The organism is Microbacterium hydrocarbonoxydans (genome assembly GCF_000956475.1).
Lineage (GTDB): Bacteria > Actinomycetota > Actinomycetes > Actinomycetales > Microbacteriaceae > Microbacterium > Microbacterium hydrocarbonoxydans_A.
Genome location: NZ_JYJB01000007.1, coordinates 280,655 through 298,544 on the forward strand (window position 1 = coordinate 280,655; position 17,890 = coordinate 298,544).

The window sequence follows — 17,890 nt, forward strand, 5'->3', positions numbered from 1 at the left end:
GGTCGAGCAGCCTCCTCTCTGCACGGGCACACTGGTGGTGTGCTGGCGGAAGGGGAGAGCGAGATGGCGAGCATCGACCTGAACTCCGATCTGGGCGAGAACGAGCCGGGTCGTGTGGTCGCCGACGACGCGGCGATGCTCGAGATCGTCACGAGCGCGAACGTCTCGTGCGGCTTCCACGCGGGCACTCCGGAGGGGATCAGAGAGACTGTGGCGGCCGCGGTGCGGGGCGGGATCGTGATCGGCGCACATCCCGGCTACCGCGACCACGCGAACTTCGGCCGTGTCGACGTCGACGTCGATCCGGCGACGCTGCAGGCCCAGGTCGAATATCAGATCGGAGCCCTCATCGCGCTCGCGTCGTCGGCGGGCGGCCGGGTCTCGTACGTGAAGCCGCATGGCGCGCTGTACAACCGCATCGCGCACGACGAGGACCAGGCTGGCGCCGTGGTCGCCGCGGTCAAGGCGATCGATCCCGGCATGGTGGTGCTCGGCCTCGCCGGAGGCGCAGTGCTCGAGGTCGCCGAGCGGGCCGGACTGGAGGTCGCCGTGGAGGCCTTCGCCGATCGCGCGTACCGCGCAGACGGACGGCTCGTCCCTCGCGGCGAAGCCGGCGCGGTGCTGCACGGCCCCGCTGTCGTCGCCGAGCGCGTGGTGCGGCTGGCGAGCGAGGGTGTGATCCATGCCGCTGACGGCAGCGCGCTGCGCATCAGTGCGCAGTCGGTCTGCGTGCACGGAGACAGTCCAGGCGCGGTCGCGATGGCGTCGGAGATCAGGCGGATGCTGCGGGCCTCCGGCATCGCGATCGCCCCCTTCGCCGGGGCCTGACGGAGGACGAATGCGCATCCTCACGGCATCCGATCGCGCGCTGCTGGTCGAGACCGCTGACCTGGCCGAGACGATGCGGCTGGGGCCTGCGTGGGCGCACCTTCCCGGGGTGGTCGAGCTCATCCCCGGTGCGCGCTCGGTGCTGGTGCGCTTCGACCCCTTGCAGGTGTCGGCGCGGGAGCTCGCCGCGACGCTCGCCGGCACGTCAGCGGATGCCGGAGAGGATCGGCGTGCGGGCGAGGTGAGCATTCCCGTGCACTACGAAGGTGACGACCTGCATGAGGTCGCGCACCTCCTCGGCGTCTCCGCCGAGGAGGTGGTGAACAGACACCTCGGGGCCGGCTGGCAGGTCGCCTTCTCGGGCTTCGCGCCGGGATTCGGCTACCTGGTGAGCGACGATCCGCTCTTCGACGTGCCCCGCCGCTCGTCGCCGAGAACGCGGGTACCGGCGGGTGCTGTCGGTCTCGCCGGTGCGTTCACGGGCGTGTACCCGCGCGAGAGCCCCGGCGGCTGGCAGTTGATCGGTCGCACGGATGCCGTGATGTGGGACATCGATCGCGAGCCGCCCGCGCTGCTCTCGCCGGGGACGCGCGTGCGCTTCGTCCGCGCCGACACTGCGGCGCTCTCGCTCTCGAGGCTACCGGCTGCGCCGCTCGTGACACCGCTCGTTGAGCGAGGGAGCGCCAGCGACCGAGGCGAAGCGCCCCGCTCATCCGCGCGAGATCAGGCCCGCACGATCGAGGTCGCCCGTCCGGCTCTTCAGATCCTGGTGCAGGACCGCGGTCGCCCCGGACACGCGGCGCTCGGGGTCTCGGAATCCGGTGCCGCCGACCGTACGGCGCTGAGCGACGCGAACCGCGCCGTCGGAAACCACAGAGGCGCGGCCGTGCTGGAGATCGTGGGCGGCGCCGCTCTCCGCTTCCGCGGCTCCGGCGTCGCGGCGGTCACAGGCGCGATAGGCGAGCTGACGCTGACGAACGCCGACGGATTCGAGAGCACGGTCGACCACGGGGCGCCCTTCGCAACCTCCGACGGCGATGAACTCACTCTCGGCGCCCCGACGAACGGCCTGCGATACGTGGTCGCGGTGCGCGGCGGCATCCTCGTCCCTCCCGTGCTCGGGAGCCGATCCGCCGACACGCTCGCGGGGCTCGGACCCGCCTCGCTCCGGCAGGGCGATGTCGTCGAGGTCGGCGAGCACGCACCGCACGCGGTCGACCCGCATCCTCTGCCGCGCCCGCTCCCGGCATCCGGCGACCTCGTCGAGCTCGACATCACGCTCGGCCCTCGTGACGACTGGTTCACGCCGCAGGCGCTGCACACCCTCACCGGTCAGGAGTGGACGGTGACTCCGCGCTCGGATCGCGTCGGCATCCGCTTGCACGGCGAGGTCGCGCTCGCCCGGGCCATCGCGGGAGAGCTGCCCAGTGAGGGAGCGGTCACGGGCGCGATCCAGGTGCCGGCCGACGGGCAGCCGGTGCTGTTCCTGCCTGATCATCCGCTCACCGGCGGCTATCCGATCATCGGCGCGCTCACCGCCGGCGCCCTCGATCTCGCAGGTCAATTGCCCCCGGGCGCGCGCGTGCGATTCCGCGTGCGCCCGGCGCAGCGATAGCCGATCGGCTGATGCCCGACGGGCCGCGCGTGCCTAGGCTGACGATGATGGACACGATGGACGGCGTTCGCGGCATCCTCGCCCCGGTGCGATTCGGGCGGATGCTGCAGCTCGTGCTGCTCGCCCTGATCGCCGTGTGCGGCATCCGCTACGTGCTCCGACACGACGAACCGACGATGATGGCGATCGTCCTGTCCGGCGCCGTCGTCCTCGCTGCGGTCGCCGCGGTGCAGAGCCTCGTCCCGCGGCGCGGCGCCTGGCCCGCCGTCTGGACGCTCGTCGCCGCAGCGGCCTGGATCATGCTCACGCTCATCGCACCCTCGTTTGCCTGGTGCGCCGTGCCGCTCGCGTTCGCGGTGCTGCAGATCCTGCCGTTCTGGCCGGCGAGCGGCATCGTCGCGGGCATGACGGCGGTCGTGATCGTCGCACAGCTGCGGCTGGCCGCCGATCCTGACCCCACGATCGTCGCCGGCCCGATCGGGATCGCCGTCGCCACGGCCATCGCATACAGGGCTCTCGACCGCGAGGCGCGGGCGCGGCAGCAGCTCGTCGACGAGCTGACAGCCACGCAGGCCGATCTCGCCGCGGCCGAGCACCGGGCGGGTGCTCTGGCCGAGAGGGCGCGGCTGTCGCGCGAGATCCACGACTCGGTCGGTCAGGACCTCTCGAGCATCAACCTGCTGCTGCAGGCAGCGCAGCAGCAGTGGCAGGCGCAGCCCGATGAGGCGCGTGCGCAGGTGCGCTCGGCAGCGGACGCGGCGCGCGAGGGGCTCGACGCGGCGCGCCGCGTCGTGCGCGATCTCGCGCCTTCCGAACTCGACGGCGCCGCTGGATCATTGCCGGCGGCCATCGAGAAGGTCGTGGCGGATGCCGTCGGCATCGACGCCTCGTTCCGCAGTCACGGCGCCGTGGGCGAGGTGCCGCTCCCGGTCGCGGCGGCGCTGATCCGCACGGTCCAAGGGGCGCTCGCCAACGTCGCCGAGCACGCGCACGCCTCGCGCGCGGTCGTGAGCCTCACAGCTCACCCCGACGAGCTGCGGCTCGACATCCGCGACGACGGCGTGGGCTTCGACGCCGGTCCGCGGGGGCTGCGGGCGCGCGTGGCCGAGCGGCGTGCGGCCGGGCGTGGCCGCGGTCTGGCCGGGATCGAGGAGCGCATCGCGGTGCTGGGCGGCACGTTCGAGATCGAGAGCGCGCCGGGCGAGGGCACGACGCTGTCGGCCGTGTTCCCGGCATCCGCTCTGGTCGTTTCCGGCTCCGACTCCTCGGTGTTCGGCGAAGGAGAGGGAGACGGATGACTCTGCGACTCGTGCTCGTCGACGACCACCCCGTGGTGCGCGCCGGCCTTCGGGCGCTGATCGAGTCGAGCGACGACCTGCAGGTCGTCGGCGAGGCCGGTGACGCGGCGGCCGCGCTCGCGGTGATCGCCGAGACCGGGCCCGACGTCGTGCTGATGGATCTCAGCCTCGGCGACGGCGTGGGCGGCATCGAGGCCACCAAGCGCGTGAAGGCGCTGCCCGAGCCGCCCGCCGTGCTCGTGCTGACGACGTACGACACCGAGTCCGACATCCTCAGGGCGCTGGACGCGGGGGCCGCCGGATACCTGCTCAAGGACGTGCCTCCGCAGGACCTGTTCGCGGGCATCCGCTCGGTGGCCAGAGGGCAACCCGCGCTCGCGCCGTCCGTGGCCGGCGTGCTGATGCGCAGGGCGTCGTCGCCTGAGCCCCGCATGACCGAGCGGGAAGTCGAGGTGCTCGAGCTGCTCGCCGACGGGCTCGGCAATCGCGAGCTCGCCAGAGCGCTGTTCGTGTCGGAGGCCACCGTGAAATCGCACCTGTCGCACATCTACACCAAGCTCGGCGTCGACACGAGGGCCGGAGCCGTCGCCGCCGCGATCGAGCAGCGCATCATCCGGCGCTGAGGCTGTTCTTCCGCTTCGGCCGGGAGCGATGCTGCGCGTCCAGTCGTCGTGCCCCGATCCTTGAGCGGGCGAAGCGAGATGAAACGCCACCAACGTACGCTGGTGATCGCGCGGTGCGGGCCGTGTCGTCGAGGAGGGTGTGGTCATGCAGGCTGGGTGGTATGACGATGGTTCGGGTCGTCAGCGGTGGTGGGATGGGGAGCGGTGGACGGATGATTTCGCTCCCGCACAGGGGGCGGCGTCGGGGGTGGCGGCTTCTCCGGTGACGTCTTCTCCTGCTGCGGGTGCGCCTGTTCTCGGCTTTATCGGTCTGGGGTTGGCGGTGCTGGGTACCGTGCTCGCGTGCATCCCCGCGGTGTTCGGTGTCGGGGTGGCGGTGTTGCTGATCGGGTTCGTCGTGTCATTGGTCGGATTGTTCCGCAGGGGTACGGCGAAATGGCCCTCGATCGTCGGGATGGTCCTCGCGGTGGTCGGTGGGGCGATCGGCACGATCGTGCTGGTGGTCTCGCTGCTCGCGAACCTGCCATCACCGACGGATCCCGCCATCCCTACCGACGCACCCTCGACCTCCACACAACAGCCGACCGACACCCCCACCGCGAGCGCGGGGCGGCCGTCACCAGAGGAGATCGCGGATGGATTTGCCGCCGGGGTGCGCGCTGGCGGTGTCACCGAATATGACGACATGCTGACTTCTACCCATGCGTCGGTCAATTCCTCTACGACTCCGACCTGTCCGACGAAACGCTTCGGATCATCGCCGCTGGCGAGATCGTGACGGGTTCTGAGCGTGACGCGGTCGTGGAGGCGTCCTATGAGGCGACGTTGACCTGCGACCCGAACGGTGATGGTTCCAACTGAACCGCCGCCGGCGCCGTCAAAGGCTGGTCACCCTATGGGTAGTCCTCCCCATGCGGTGAGGGCGGGTTCGAGATTAGGCTTGTGACGAGCAGGTTTGTCAGAGGGGGGCGCCATGCCGAGAATTCCGATTCCGATTCCGATTCCATTGTTGGATCCGGTCATTCCGCTGATCAACTTCGTCGTGATGAACGAGGTTCAGGCGGCACAGCAGGTGAAGCTGGTGGAGGACGCGTACGCGGCGCTGGGGGCCTCCAGGAAGGCGCTGGAGGCGATCGCCCAGGGCCAGACCGCCACGGTGTGGACCGCCGACGGCAAGTCGGTGGAACTCGCCGCGATGCTGACCGCCCGCTACAACGCGACGCTGGCGTGGGGCGCCGCGCTTGAGGCGCAACTGGACAGGGCGAAGGAGAATCTCGTCCTCGCGATCGATTCGACGACGAAGTTCGACGAGGAGTCGCAGCAGCGGTACATCGATCGGCTGAACAAGGCTGACTCGGATTCCGCCTACGGCACGACGAGCGCCTGAGGCTGGAGAGGCAACGAACATGGGGCAGAACAAGGAACGTCTCGACCGGTTGCAGGCTAACCGAAAGAGCTTCTACGTCGAGGTTGCGCTTGACAAACAGGCCAAGCAGAGTCTCGCGGCGGCGGAAGCAACGAACGAGGCATCGGAGAGCGCCCTAAAGGCGGCGCACGCCCAGGGCTTCGAGGGAGAATACGGCGACCGTGCGTCAGAAGCGCTGACCACCCTCCACAAGGAGATCGACAGGTTCGCGGCGCATCAGGCGGCGTTGAGCAAGGCGATCGATGCGGCGAATCAAGCCTTGCAGGCTGCGGCGGCCAGTACCGGCGAACTGCCTGATGCCGGGTTGACGCAGGACCAGCAGGACACGGTGACCACGGCGCAGAACACGAACAGCCCTGTGCACGTGTCGCCTGGAGTGTTGATGACGCCGGCCGATGCGAAGCAGTATTACCTGGATCAGGCGGCGCTCGCGCAGGAGGAGGCGGCCGCGAAGGTGACGGCCACCCTCGATGCCACCCTGCAGGACATCATGAATTCGATGCCCGTGTCGGACTACGACGAGCCCGAGCCCACGCCCGATCCTTCGGGGGATGACGGCACGGGTGGAAACCGGCAGGTCGACGGCCCGGGTGTCAACGGCGGCGGCTCCGGCGGCGGCTCCGGCGGCGGAGGGGCAGGAACGGGATCCGGTGGGGGCGGCAACGGCGGCGGCGGGGGAACGATCATCGATCCACCGCTCATCCACCGCCCGCCGTTCGTCGACCCGCCCTACGTCGACCCGCCTTACGTGAACGACCCCCGCGTCCCCGACACGGACGGCACCGACCCCAACGTCGACGGCAGCACTGACGGCGTGGTCCCCGGTGGAGGAACCGGCGGTCCCGGTGGCGGTATCGGCGGCGGAGGTGCCGGCGGTAACGGAACAGTCGGCGGCGGGATGAACGGTGTTGTCGGCGGTGGAGCCGCTGGTCTGGCCGCGCGTCTGGGCGGACGCCCTGGCCTGGTCGCCGGTGGCGTGGGCGTGGGTGCTGGTGGCGTCGGCGGTGTCGGTTCGGCATCCGGTGCAGGCTCGGCCGGCGTCGTGGCTCAGCAGGGTGCGGCGAATGGCGGACGCGGCGGAGCCGTGGCCGGTGGCGCTGCAGGCGGGGGTGCGGGTGCCGGACGCAACAGCAAGCGCAATCGTCGCCGCGGGCAGGATCTCATGGCATTCCAGGTTGAACCGGACGACGAGACCGCGCCCGACCTCGGCGCTGCGGGCGATGCGGGGCGTTCGTCTTCCGACGGACGCGAACAGCTCACCTGGTAACTGGTCGTCTCACTTCTTCAGGTGAACAAGGATCCGGACCTGATGCCCGGTGAGGCCTGAGGCCCGGGCCTTTGAGGCGTCGTGCCCGCGGAGGATCGTTTCGTGGACGCGTGTCACGAGGCGGTGATGCCGATGCGAGATCCCGTTCGGGTGGCATACCACCGTCGTAGGCTGGTGTCCGCGCGGTCGGAGCCGTGTTGATGAGGAGGGTGTGGTTATGCAGGCTGGGTGGTATGACGATGGTTCGGGTCGTCAGCGGTGGTGGGATGGCGAGCGGTGGACGGATGATTTCGCTCCCGTGCAGGGGGTGGCGTCGGGGGTGGCGGCTTCTCCGGTGACGTCTTCTCCTGCGGCGGGTGTCGGCGTGTCGCCGGTTCTCGGTTTCGTGGGTCTGGGACTGGCGGTGCTGGGCACCGTTCTCGCGTGCATTCCCGCGGTGTTCGGTGTCGGTGTGGTGGTCCTGCTGGCCGGGTTCGTGGTGTCGCTCGTGGGGTTGTTCCGGAAGGGGGCGGTGAAGTGGCCCTCGATCGTCGGGATGGTCCTCGCCGTCGTCGGCGGAGCCATCGGCACGATCGTGCTGGTGATCTCGCTGCTCGCGAACCTGCCGGGGCCGGTCGATCCGGCCATCCCCACAGACACGCCCTCGACGACGTCCACCGAGCAACCGACCGACACGCCCACCACGGGAACGAGCGCGGGGCGGCCCTCACCCGAGGAACTCGCCGCGGGGTCGAAGGAGACTCTGCACGCAGGCGGAGTAACGAGCTATGACGACATGCCGGACTTCTATCCATGCATGGGGCAGTTCTTGTACGCCTCCGACCTCTCGGATGAAACGCTCCGGCTTCTGATATCGGGAGAGGACCCGCTCCCTTCCGAGCGGGAAGCAGCGCGACAAGCGATCGAGGACGGAATCGACACGTGCGACCCGAGCGGCGAAGGCGCCCAGGGATGACGACTCATCCTGAGTTGTCCCGACCTCGGCGCCGCGGGCGATGCGGGGCGTTCGTCTTCCGACGGACGCGAACAGCTCACCTGGTGACCAGGCGGCTCACGGCGTCGTGAAGAGGACACGGGCACGGACCTGACGCCCCTCCAGCGGTCCGCACCCGTGGGTCTATGAGGCGCCGAGACTGCGGAGGATGTCGCCGCCGAACAGCGAGAACGCCGTGAACCCGGCGGAGAGCAGCAGCACACCGGCGGTCGCGGCGATCGCGATCACCGAGACGCCGCCGCCGCCGAGGCGCTGCCCGCGCAGCCCCACAGAGACACCCGCACGCGCCGCGAGTTCCCCGGCGTCGTCGTCGCGGTACAGCTCGGTGCGCGCCGCGAAGCGGCGGTGGAACTCCTCAGCGATGACCACCGCGGCGGCCATCGTGTCTGCACGATCGAAGCGGGTGCGCGCAGGCAGATAGACGTACAGCCGATCCGAGACCAGCTCGATCTCAGCCCCGGAGCCGAGGTCGAGCACGCGTGCCATGAGGTCGGGCGTGAAGATGTACAGCGCATCCTGCTGGTAGCCCTCGGGCACGATCAGGCGGAACACCGTCGCGAACTCGCCCTCGAGTTCCATGCGGGCGGCTCCGCGGCCGAGGCCCAGAGTGGGGATGATGCTGCGCCGGCGGTTCGCCAGCACGATGTGCGGCACCGACGACGGCAGCGGCAGCTCGATGAAGGCGAACGGACGCTGGATGGTCGCGCCCTCCTGCCCCCGCGCGACGGAGTGATGCATGCCGAGTTCGAACGGCATCCGCTCGTCGTCGCATGCGACCACTGCGCGCTCCTGCCCGCGCGCCACACGCGCGAACGCTGCGCCGGGGCGACGGGTGTTCTCCAGGAGGTCGGCGTACGCCCATCCGTTCTGCCAGGCGAAGGCCGCCACCTTGGCCCTGCGCCCGAGCCCCACGGCGTACCAGGCGAATCCGACGGCCGCGAGCACCGTGTATCCGACCACGAACACGCCGAGGATCGGAGCCACCGCGAGGATGTCACTGCGCCCGAGGAACCAGAGCCCCGCGAGCATCGCGACAGCGAAGAGCAGCACCGCGACGAGCACGACGATGAAGCGCCGGTGCAGCGGCATCCGCACGATCCGCTCGTAGGCGAGGATGTCGCCGAGCCTCGCATTCCGGCGCAGCGGCTCGAGGTCGACCGCTACAGGCTCCACGACAGCGTCGCCCACGGGCCGTTGCGCTTCGCGGTGGCCGCGGCCTGGAAGTCGACGCATCCGTCGCCGAACTTGTCGAAGGCCTTCTCGTCGACCTTGCCGTCGCTCCAGTGCATCACGCGACCGGCGATGTAGCTGAGGCCGAAGTCCGCCCACGATGAGAACGCCGGCCGGCCCTCGACGTTGATGCGATGGATGATCTCGCGCGCTTCCGCGACGTCGCCGTGACCGAGGGCGACGCCCCACGTCGTCATGCCGACGGCCTGGCCGAGGGCGTAGCCGTCGAGCGTCTTCACGAACAGGTCGGGCGTCACGATGTCCTTGCCGACGCGCTTGCGGATCAGGCCCTCGGTGTACTCGATCGACGTGACGAACGTGCGGGCGTCGCGCTTGTCGCCGCCCTCGGCGACGATCGCGTTCAGCCACTCCTTCGTTCTGGGCACTCGACCGAGCTGCTCCGCGAGCTGTGCGCGCACGGCGAGATAGAGCACCCACATCTCGCGGCGGCGGCGCACGGTGACGAGGCGTTCGATGTTGTCGAGCCAGTCCTGACGCGTGTGCACGCTCCACTGGTCGACGAGCACCTTCTTCTCGCGATCGCCCAGGATCGATGCGGTCGGGTCGTTCCAGTGGCCCGAGGGCAGGTTCACGATCTGGAGCAGGCCGAGGGCGATCTCGTTCGCCTCGGTGTCGGTCGTGGAGTACCTCTCGTCGGCCTTCACCTTGAAGCCGGGCATGAGCCACACCACGATGAAGAACAGGGCTACGACGCCCACGATCACCCACACCCACCACTGCGAGATGAGCCACTCGATGATGGAGAAGACGTTGTTGAAGTCGACGCGAGCGGCGGCGCGCATGAGGGCTCCTGGGGCTGAGGATCTGGCGATCGGCTTAGATTGAACGAGTATTCAGTGAGTAATCTATAGGGAACAGGCCCGTTTCGCGAAGACCGTCGTCCGCATCGCAGAGGAGGATGCCGCATGGCACGCTCTGACGAGCAGAATCGTGTCGCGCGCGAGAAGGCGCGGGAGAACATCCTGCAGGCTGCGATCATGCTGTTCGCCGAACGGGGTGTTGCGGGGGCAAGCATCGCCGAGATCACGAGTCGCGCCGGCGTCGCACAGGGACTCGTGAACTATCACTTCGGAGGCAAGGACCAGCTCGTCTCGGCGGTGATCGACCGCTGGTTCGACACCCTGCTCTCGTTCGCTCGCGTCGAGGGCGGACCTGATGAGGCGCTTGCCGCGGTGATCGACGGAGCCCTCATGGCCACGGCCTTCGCCGTGCCGCTGCAGCGAGCGGTGCTCGCGATGCAGCAGCAGCCGGCAACCCACCGGCTGTTCGCCGAGTCGGAGCAGCGGCACGCCGAGGGCGTCGCCGCAGCAGAGGATGCCGTGCGCGACCTCTTCCGGGCGCGCGGCGCCGCGGACCCCGCACTCGAGGAGGTCATGCTCCGCAGCGTCCTCGAGGGCGTGTTCGTGAAGTTCGCCGTGTTCGGCGACACCTACCCGCTCGAAGACGCGCGGCGCTGGGTGCACCGGCTGTACGGACTGCCCGAGCCGCAGGATCCGCTTCCGCTGTCCGCTCCGCCCCGTCGCGGCGAGCCGAGACCCCGTGCGTCGGGCGCGGCGCGTGCGGAGGCCGGCGGGCCGCTGTGAAGCCGGCGCGTGCGGCTCGCTGCGCGTTCATAACTCAGGAAGAATCGTCGGTCCGGTGCGGAGACTGCGTGAGATCGGCGCCATCTGCTTCGCTGATCCTGAGTTGTGAACGCAGCCGGCGCGCAGGCCGCATGCGCAGAGATCCCGGATGCTGCCGCTTCTGCATCCGGGATCTCCATCGTCACTCAGACGGGGTCGCCGCCCAGGGGGCCGACCGCGGGGATGGGGCCGCCGTCATCCGCTCCGGTCTTGCGCCAGCGGGCGATCGCGTTGCCCAGGTGGTAGATCAGCAGAGCCGCGACCGTGCCCACGACGATCGCGCCGAGCTGGAAGTCTCCCCAGCCCATCGCGAACCCGGCGATCGCGATCACGAACGACACCGCGACCGTGTACTGGTTCACCGGGCGGGAGAAGTCCACGCGGTTGTCGACCCAGATCTTGATGCCGATCACGCCGATGAGGCCGTAGAGCGCGGTCGTGACGCCGCCGAGCACTCCGGCGGGGATGGTGTTGAACACGAAGCCGACCTTGGGTGAGAAGGCGAGCAGGATCGCGACGATGCCGGCGACCCAGTACGCGGCGGTCGAATACACGCGGGTCGCGGCCATGACGCCGATGTTCTCGCCGTAGGTCGTGGTGCCCGATCCGCCGAAGGCGCCGGCGATCGTGGTCGCGACGCCGTCGGCGACGAGTGCGCGGCCGGTGCTCTTGTTGATCGACGGGTCGTTGGTCATGGTGGCCACGCCGCGCACGTGCCCGACGTTCTCGGCGATCAGCACGAGGACCACCGGGAGGAACATCGGCACGAGCTTCCATGCGGCAGGGTCGGTGATCGCGGCGAGGTGGAACTGCGGCAGGCCGACCCAGGCGACGTCCTCGATTCCGTCGAACTTCAGCTGGCCGGTGAACGCGGCGACGATGTAGCCGACGATCACGCCGAGGAAGATCGAGATGCGGCCGAGGAACCCGCGGAACAGCACGCTGAACAGGATCACCGCGATCAGCGTGACTGTGGCGAGCTCGGGCTGCAGCTTGAAGTTGTTCCAGGCGGCCGGCGCGAGGTTGAAGCCGATCAGCGCGACGATCGCACCCGCGACGACCGGCGGCATGAGCCGGTCGATCCATCCGGTGCCGACGGCCTGAACGAGGAAGCCGATCGCGGCAAGCAGCACGCCCACCGCCGCGACGCCGACCAGAGCCTGTGTGATCTGCTCGGGGGTCTCGAGGGTGTTACCGCCGTTGAGCGCCGTGATCGGAGCGAGGAACGCGAATGATGAGCCGAGGTAGCTGGGCAGGCGGTTGCGGGTGAGCAGCAGGAACAGCAGCGTGCCGACGCCCGAGAAGAGCAGCGTCGTCGTCACCGGGAATCCCGTGATGATCGGCACGAGGAACGTCGCGCCGAACATGGCCACCACGTGCTGGGCGCCGATCGCGATCGTGGCCGGCCAGCTCAGCCGCTCTTCGGGCGTGACGACCTGTCCGGGTTCGACGGTGTGTCCATCTCCGTGGATCTTCCACAGGGGCATGCGGGCTCCTCAGGTTCGGGGGTGTGGGAGTGCTTCCGCCACACTACCGATTCCTGAGTGTTACCTGGGCGTGCTTCGACGGGCTCAGCAGCCCGGGGTCAGGCCCCGAGGCGCTCGATCAGCTCGAGGTAGCGGGCGGCGGTGCGCTCGACCACGTCCTTCGGCAGTGCCGGCGGCTCGCCCTGCTTGTCCCAGTTCGCGGCGAGCCAGTCGCGCACGATCTGCTTGTCGAAGCTGGCCATCCGCTCGTTCGGAGTCGTTCCGTTCGCCCAGGCTTCGGCGTCCCAGTACCGCGAGGAGTCGCTCGTGAGCACCTCATCGGCCAGGCGCAGGGTGCCGTCGGCATCCGTCCCGAATTCGAACTTCGTGTCGGCGAGGATCAGGCCCTTGTCCTCCGCGATGGCCGCGGCGCGCGTGTAGATCGCGAGCGACGCCTCGCGCAGCTGGGCGGCGCGCTCCGCGCCCACGAGCTCGACGGTCTTCTCGAACGTGATGTTCTCGTCGTGCTCGCCCATCGGCGCCTTGTAGGCCGGAGTGAACAGCGGCTCGGGAAGGCGGTCGCCGTTCTGCAGGCCGGCGGGCAGCGGGATGCCGCACACGGTGCCGCTCTCCTGGTACTCGACCCACCCGGACCCGGTGATGTAGCCGCGCACGACGCACTCGATCGGCAGCATCTCGAGCGATTGCGCGAGCATCGCTCGGTCGGCGACGGATGCGGGCAGCTCGCCCTCGGCGAGATGGTTCGGCACGTCCGAGAGCTGCGTGAACCACCAGCGGCTGAGTCGCGTGAGCAGGGCGCCCTTGTCGGGGATGCCGGGTGAGAGTACGAAGTCGAACGCGCTCACCCGGTCGGAGGCGACGACGAGGATGCGGGTGTCCTCCGCATCCTCCGAGGCGTACAGGTCGCGGACCTTGCCGGAGTAGACGTGCCGCCAGCCGGGGATGCTCAGTGCTTCGCTCACACAGCCATTATCGCGGTGCCGCATCCCACAATCGCACCAGCATGTCGGCGAACCTCTGCCCTTCGGCGTCGCGGCCGACGCCGATCGGTTCATCGAGGACCAGCGGATCGGCCGCGGTGAACCATTCCACCGAGCCATCGGCATTGATCCACGTGTGCCAACCGCGTTCGAGAAGCAGGGGCTTCATCGTGCTCGCGAAGGCCGAGATCGTGGCCTCGTCCGAGTTCGAGAACTCGAACCGCGCCGTCGGCTCCTGCTCATCCGCATCGGTCTCGCGGACGTCGACGGCGTCGATGCCGGGCAGCGAGTACGCCGCTTGCGCGATCGCGAGCGAACCCGGGAAGTCAGCCGGTCGATCGAAGACGCTGAACTCGGTATCGGCTGTGGACAGACCGAAGCCGCTCAATGAGCGGAACTCGGGGAGGTCGCCGATCGCGTCCAGGACGGTCTCGGCGTCTGCCGCCGCCGGCACCGTGACGTTCACGTAGTTGTTCGAGGTGCGGATCGCGGTGGAGACCTCGAGGTCGGCCAGCGCATCGGTGACGACGCTCGCGGCCTCTGTGGGCTCCGACATCGTCGTCACACCGCCTTGCACGTCGATCGCCAGGTCGGCGGGCGTGGAGAGGGATGAGACGAACTCCTGGAGCGCCGAGACGTCATCGTCGCTGGCGGTGCGCACGTGGAGCTCGTCGGGTGTGACGGCGGCCCCGGACAGCGTGAACCGCGTGCGGATCATCTCGTAGGCGGTGAGAGCGGGCATGATGTCGGGCGCGTCGCCGTCCCAGGACATGTCGTCGATTCCGAAGCCGGGCGACCCGGTGATGGCGTGCGCATTCGACCGGCCGTCGGTCACGCCGAGGCGCCGCACGGCGGAGGCTGCTGCCAGATACCCCTGTGTGAGCATCTCCGGGCTGTCCACCGAGACCAGCACCCGCTCGTCACTGAAGGCCAGCCCGACCTCCATACGTTGAACGTGGGGGACGGCCATGAGGTCTCGGGCGACCTCGAGGTGCTTCGTACCGCTCTCCTCGTCCTCGTCGACGCCCACGGTCACGGCGCCGGCGGTGAGGGATGAGTTCCACCCGACATTCGCGGAATGCGAGCGCATGTACTCCGAGAAGGCCGCGGCGAGCTCGTCGACCTCGGCATCCGACAGATCGGTCTCGGCCGTCACATGAGCGTCCACGCTTCCCATGAACGGCAGATCATTGTGGGCGCCGGTCTCGATCGAGGCGACCCCGTCGACGTCGGCGAAGTCCCGCTCGAACGCGTCTGCAGCGCTCGATCCTGCGTCAACCGGACCGCATCCGGTCAGTGCGAGCATCAACGCCGCGGCGACAGCGAGCGAGACGGCGCGCATCGTGGATGGGTGCGGCCGGCCCTTCCCGTTCTTCTTCATCGTCGTCCCCCCGGATCCGGCGTGCTGGATCCGACGATACCGGGAAGCCCGATGCCGTGGGCGGCCTGGACGCGGGCTGTGGACTGATATAGTCCATATGGACTAAACGGAATGGACTACTGATGAAGAGCTCTCGCGACCAGCTCACCCCGATGGGGGTCATGGTGCTGGCGCTGCTCCGCGAAGGCGACATGCATCCCTACGAGATGGTGCGCCTGATGCGCGGACGCCGCGACGACCGGCTTCTCACCATCACGAACGGGACGCTGTATCACACGGTCGCGCGGCTTCAGCGGGCCGAGCTGATCGCTGAGGTCGGCGTCGAGCGCGAGGGCAACCGACCCGAGCGCACGACGTACACCCTGACCCGCAGCGGCGCCGAGAACCTCGTCGGCTGGCTGCGCCGCGAACTGACGAGCATCGACCGGCCGTCCGACTTCCGCATCGCGCTCGCCGAGGCCCACAACCTCGAACGCGACGATGCGATGCAGAGCCTCCGCATCCGCCGGGCCGCCCTCGCCGACGCCTGCGCGCAGCTCAGCGACGGGCTCCGCGATGCACGCGAGAAGAGCGTGCCGGAACAGGTGCTCGTCGAGTTCGAGCGTCAGGAGGTGCTGCTCGACGCCGAGCTGCGCTGGCTCGACTCCCTTCTCTCCCGTCTCGAGGCCGCCGCGTTCCCCTGGGGTCCGCACGCCTTCGAGAACACCGACCGCTACCTCGCTCAGCGAAAGGCCGCCCAGCAATGACCGATTCCCCCTCGACGGCGCCCTCCGGACCGCCTGCCACCACGAACACCGGCTCTTTCCTGCATCCGAAGAGTCCCTGGCCCGCCCTGTGGGCGATGGTCATCGGCTTCTTCATGCTGCTGGTCGACACCACGATCGTCTCGGTCGCGAACCCCGCCATCAAGGCCGCGCTCGACCCCGACACGAACAACTTCGACAACGTCGTGTGGGTCACGAGCGCCTACCTGCTCGCCTACGCCGTGCCGCTCCTGATCACCGGACGCCTGGGCGACCGGTTCGGCCCGAAGAACATCTATCTCATCGGTCTGGCGACGTTCACACTCGCCTCGCTGTGGTGCGGCCTGTCGTCGACACTCGAGATGCTGATCGTCGCGCGTGCGGTGCAGGGCCTGGGGGCCGCGTTCATGACGCCGCAGACCATGGCCGTGATCACCCGAACCTTCCCGCCCGAGCGACGCGGCGCGGCCATGGGCCTGTGGGGCGGCACCTCGGGCGTCGCGATGCTCGTCGGCCCGCTCGCGGGAGGCTTTCTCGTCGACGGCGCCGGCTGGGAGTGGATCTTCTTCATCAACGTGCCGGTGGGCATCATCGGCTTCGTGCTCGCGTGGATGCTGGTGCCGCGGCTCGAGACCCACTCGCACCGCTTCGACATCCCGGGAGTCTTCCTCAGCGCGATCGCGCTCTTCCTGATCGTCTTCGGCCTGCAGGAGGGCGAGAAGTACGACTGGGGTGTGATCTGGGGTCCGATCTCGGTATGGGGACTCATCATCGCCGGCGCCGTGGTGCTGGGTGTGTTCCTCTGGTACCAGTCGCGCACCAAGAGCGAGCCCCTCGTGCCGATGGAGCTGTTCCGCGACCGCAACTTCTCGTGGTCGAACATCACGATCGCCGCCGTCGGCTTCACCGTCACGGCGCAGTCGCTGCCGCTCATGTTCTTCCTGCAGACCGGCCGCGGGCTCACCCCGACCGAGTCGGCGCTGCTGCTGATCCCGATGGCCGTCGCCGCAGGCGTGCTGTCGCCGTTCGCGGGCAAGCTGCTCGACCGCGTCGACCCGCGCCTGATGCTCGTGCCGGGCCTCACACTGGTCTCGATCGGACTCTTCCTGTACGCGGCGATGATGAACACCGAGACCGATGTGCTCTGGATGCTCATCCCCTCGGCGATCATCGGCATCGGCAATGCGGGCATGTGGGGTCCGCTCGCGACCACGGCCACCCGGAACCTGCCCCGGCACCAGGCCGGCGCCGGCGCCGGAATCTACAACACGACGAGGACGATCGGCTCGGTGCTGGGCTCGGCCGCGATCGCGGTGTTCATGCAGAGCCGCATCGAAGCCGCCCTGCCGGGTGCATCGGACATGGGCGCGAGCTTCGGCGGCGGGTCGCTGCCGGATGCCGTCGCGGGCCCCTTCTCTGACGCCATGGCGCAGTCGATGCTGCTTCCCGCAGGGTTCATCCTGCTCGGGGTCATCGCCGTCCTGTTCCTGCGCAGGCCGAAGGCGGTCGGCCGGCCGCATGCGGATGCCGAGCCCGTGATCATCGCGGAGTAGCCCGACCCTGCGGTCGTTCCCGTCGTCAAGCCTGGTCGTCGTCGAAGCCGGATGACGACAGAGTTCGCGACGGGAACGACGAGGGGAACCGGCGGGCCGAGTTGGCGAGTCGGCGGAGGGCATGATCTCATCGGGTGATGACCACTGCGCTCATCCGACCCACCGCCGACCTCTATGACAGCTGGGCCGCCGCCGTGAACGAGTTCGACGGCGTGCACATCGACGGCTCGGGTCTGCAGGCGCCGGTTGTTCCCGGCCGGGTCACTCTCGACGCGCTCATCCGGGATGCCGCGGTGCTCGCCGACACGACGGTGGCACCGCCCGAGGACCGCGTGCACAACGACCTCTACTGGATCGTCGACGACCGCGAGGTCGTGGGCTTCCTGTCGTTCCGGCACACCCTCAACGACTGGCTCCGCGAAGCCGGCGGGCACATCGGCTACGCAGTGCGCCCATCTCGTCGCCGCCAGGGATACGCCTCCGCGGCGCTCGCGCTCGCACTCGACCGCGCGCGAGAGATCGGCCTCGAACGGGTCTTCATCACGTGCGACGACGACAACGTGGCATCTGCGCGCACGATCGAGCGCGCCGGAGGCGTGCTGCAGGACATCAGCGACCAGACCGAGCGCGGCCACTCGCTGCTGCGCCGGTACTGGATCGCGCTGTGACGGCATCCGCTCGGCATCCGTCGGTCTGACTCCGGCCCGCCTCGTTTCCGCTCCGGCCCCAGCCCTGGTCGGCTTTCGGCCGGAATCACGACCAGGTTTGCGACGGGAAAGGGCCGGCCGAGGCGGAGGATAGGGTTGATCATCGGCGGCCGAC

The 17,890-nt window shown here is 69.1% G+C and carries 17 protein-coding genes and 2 pseudogenes; 14 read left to right on the top strand and 5 right to left on the bottom strand.

Going from position 1 to position 17,890, the window contains the following annotated elements; all coding sequences use genetic code 11:
- Positions 1–63 precede the first annotated feature (63 nt).
- The 10 genes and pseudogenes from RS84_RS06265 (at position 64) to RS84_RS19420 (ending at position 8,012) form a co-directional block, all read left to right on the top strand.
- Complete coding sequence (locus tag RS84_RS06265; protein ID WP_045256893.1) at positions 64–828, top strand: LamB/YcsF family protein; 765 nt, start codon at positions 64–66, stop codon at positions 826–828.
- Positions 829–838: 10 nt separating this feature from the next.
- A complete protein-coding gene (locus RS84_RS06270) occupies positions 839–2,443 on the top strand; it encodes an urea amidolyase family protein (RefSeq protein WP_045256894.1) in 1,605 nt (534 codons plus the stop codon).
- Between the two features lie 47 nt (positions 2,444–2,490).
- On the top strand, positions 2,491–3,741 hold the full coding sequence (locus RS84_RS06275) for a sensor histidine kinase (protein ID WP_235281402.1): 1,251 nt from the start codon (positions 2,491–2,493) through the stop codon (positions 3,739–3,741).
- On the top strand, positions 3,738–4,364 hold the full coding sequence (locus RS84_RS06280; protein WP_045256896.1) for a response regulator: 627 nt from the start codon (positions 3,738–3,740) through the stop codon (positions 4,362–4,364). Before RS84_RS06275 ends, RS84_RS06280 begins: the two co-directional genes overlap by 4 nt.
- A gap of 145 nt (positions 4,365–4,509) precedes the next feature.
- Positions 4,510–4,593 (top strand): annotated as a pseudogene (locus RS84_RS19690) (DUF2510 domain-containing protein); the annotation flags it as partial.
- A gap of 33 nt (positions 4,594–4,626) precedes the next feature.
- Complete coding sequence (locus RS84_RS06285; RefSeq protein ID WP_235281411.1) at positions 4,627–5,142, top strand: hypothetical protein; 516 nt, start codon at positions 4,627–4,629, stop codon at positions 5,140–5,142.
- Between the two features lie 195 nt (positions 5,143–5,337).
- Positions 5,338–5,751 (top strand): hypothetical protein, encoded by a 414-nt coding sequence (locus RS84_RS06290; protein ID WP_152641769.1) that lies wholly within the window; start codon positions 5,338–5,340, stop codon positions 5,749–5,751.
- Between the two features lie 19 nt (positions 5,752–5,770).
- Entirely contained in the window at positions 5,771–7,057 is a 1,287-nt protein-coding gene (locus tag RS84_RS19280) for a hypothetical protein (protein ID WP_045256899.1), read from the top strand.
- A gap of 217 nt (positions 7,058–7,274) precedes the next feature.
- A pseudogene (locus RS84_RS18900) lies at positions 7,275–7,352 on the top strand (DUF2510 domain-containing protein); the annotation flags it as partial.
- A 39-nt stretch (positions 7,353–7,391) separates the two neighbouring features.
- The gene (locus RS84_RS19420; RefSeq protein WP_200891991.1) at positions 7,392–8,012 is read left to right on the top strand and encodes a hypothetical protein; all 621 of its coding nucleotides are present in this window, start codon (positions 7,392–7,394) and stop codon (positions 8,010–8,012) included.
- 162 nt (positions 8,013–8,174) lie between these two features.
- On the opposite strand, the gene RS84_RS18625 is transcribed toward RS84_RS19420, so the two are convergent.
- Both RS84_RS18625 and RS84_RS06310 read right to left on the bottom strand, forming a co-directional pair.
- Positions 8,175–9,239: a hypothetical protein gene (locus RS84_RS18625; RefSeq protein WP_052676243.1), complete on the bottom strand. Its 1,065-nt coding sequence runs from the start codon at positions 9,237–9,239 to the stop codon at positions 8,175–8,177.
- Positions 9,212–10,084, bottom strand: coding sequence for a DUF1266 domain-containing protein (locus tag RS84_RS06310; RefSeq protein ID WP_045256901.1), 873 nt, complete (start codon positions 10,082–10,084; stop codon positions 9,212–9,214). Before RS84_RS06310 ends, RS84_RS18625 begins: the two co-directional genes overlap by 28 nt.
- Positions 10,085–10,207: 123 nt before the next feature.
- Here RS84_RS06310 and RS84_RS06315 point away from each other — a divergent pair, with 123 nt between their 5' ends.
- Complete coding sequence (locus RS84_RS06315) at positions 10,208–10,885, top strand: TetR/AcrR family transcriptional regulator (RefSeq protein ID WP_045256902.1); 678 nt, start codon at positions 10,208–10,210, stop codon at positions 10,883–10,885.
- 185 nt (positions 10,886–11,070) lie between these two features.
- Here the strand turns inward: RS84_RS06315 and RS84_RS06320 are convergent, their stop codons facing one another.
- The 3 genes from RS84_RS06320 to RS84_RS06330 all read right to left on the bottom strand — a co-directional run bounded on the left by RS84_RS06320 (position 11,071) and on the right by RS84_RS06330 (position 14,772).
- A complete protein-coding gene (locus RS84_RS06320; protein WP_045256903.1) occupies positions 11,071–12,411 on the bottom strand; it encodes a uracil-xanthine permease family protein in 1,341 nt (446 codons plus the stop codon).
- A 98-nt stretch (positions 12,412–12,509) separates the two neighbouring features.
- Positions 12,510–13,397, bottom strand: coding sequence for a phosphoribosylaminoimidazolesuccinocarboxamide synthase (locus tag RS84_RS06325; RefSeq protein WP_045256904.1), 888 nt, complete (start codon positions 13,395–13,397; stop codon positions 12,510–12,512).
- Positions 13,381–14,772, bottom strand: coding sequence for a hypothetical protein (locus RS84_RS06330; protein ID WP_045256905.1), 1,392 nt, complete (start codon positions 14,770–14,772; stop codon positions 13,381–13,383). The genes RS84_RS06325 and RS84_RS06330 overlap by 17 nt, the downstream gene beginning before the upstream one ends.
- A gap of 122 nt (positions 14,773–14,894) precedes the next feature.
- Here RS84_RS06330 and RS84_RS06335 point away from each other — a divergent pair, with 122 nt between their 5' ends.
- The 3 genes from RS84_RS06335 (at position 14,895) to RS84_RS06345 (ending at position 17,736) form a co-directional block, all read left to right on the top strand.
- On the top strand, positions 14,895–15,518 hold the full coding sequence (locus RS84_RS06335; RefSeq protein WP_045256906.1) for a PadR family transcriptional regulator: 624 nt from the start codon (positions 14,895–14,897) through the stop codon (positions 15,516–15,518).
- Positions 15,515–17,068, top strand: coding sequence for an MFS transporter (locus RS84_RS06340; RefSeq protein WP_045256907.1), 1,554 nt, complete (start codon positions 15,515–15,517; stop codon positions 17,066–17,068). Before RS84_RS06335 ends, RS84_RS06340 begins: the two co-directional genes overlap by 4 nt.
- A 137-nt stretch (positions 17,069–17,205) precedes the next feature.
- On the top strand, positions 17,206–17,736 hold the full coding sequence (locus tag RS84_RS06345) for a GNAT family N-acetyltransferase (protein WP_045256908.1): 531 nt from the start codon (positions 17,206–17,208) through the stop codon (positions 17,734–17,736).
- The last annotated feature ends 154 nt before the right edge of the window (positions 17,737–17,890 follow it).

Coding starts and splice junctions, on each gene's coding strand:
- RS84_RS06265 (WP_045256893.1), top strand. CDS start 64: ATGGCGAGCATCGACCTGAACTCCGATCTGGGCGAGAACGAGCCGGGT.
- RS84_RS06270 (WP_045256894.1), top strand. CDS start 839: ATGCGCATCCTCACGGCATCCGATCGCGCGCTGCTGGTCGAGACCGCT.
- RS84_RS06275 (WP_235281402.1), top strand. CDS start 2,491: ATGGACACGATGGACGGCGTTCGCGGCATCCTCGCCCCGGTGCGATTC.
- RS84_RS06280 (WP_045256896.1), top strand. CDS start 3,738: ATGACTCTGCGACTCGTGCTCGTCGACGACCACCCCGTGGTGCGCGCC.
- RS84_RS06290 (WP_152641769.1), top strand. CDS start 5,338: ATGCCGAGAATTCCGATTCCGATTCCGATTCCATTGTTGGATCCGGTC.
- RS84_RS19280 (WP_045256899.1), top strand. CDS start 5,771: ATGGGGCAGAACAAGGAACGTCTCGACCGGTTGCAGGCTAACCGAAAG.
- RS84_RS06310 (WP_045256901.1), bottom strand. CDS start 10,084: ATGCGCGCCGCCGCTCGCGTCGACTTCAACAACGTCTTCTCCATCATC.
- RS84_RS06315 (WP_045256902.1), top strand. CDS start 10,208: ATGGCACGCTCTGACGAGCAGAATCGTGTCGCGCGCGAGAAGGCGCGG.
- RS84_RS06320 (WP_045256903.1), bottom strand. CDS start 12,411: ATGCCCCTGTGGAAGATCCACGGAGATGGACACACCGTCGAACCCGGA.
- RS84_RS06325 (WP_045256904.1), bottom strand. CDS start 13,397: ATGCGGCACCGCGATAATGGCTGTGTGAGCGAAGCACTGAGCATCCCC.
- RS84_RS06330 (WP_045256905.1), bottom strand. CDS start 14,772: ATGAAGAAGAACGGGAAGGGCCGGCCGCACCCATCCACGATGCGCGCC.
- RS84_RS06335 (WP_045256906.1), top strand. CDS start 14,895: ATGAAGAGCTCTCGCGACCAGCTCACCCCGATGGGGGTCATGGTGCTG.
- RS84_RS06340 (WP_045256907.1), top strand. CDS start 15,515: ATGACCGATTCCCCCTCGACGGCGCCCTCCGGACCGCCTGCCACCACG.
- RS84_RS06345 (WP_045256908.1), top strand. CDS start 17,206: ATGACCACTGCGCTCATCCGACCCACCGCCGACCTCTATGACAGCTGG.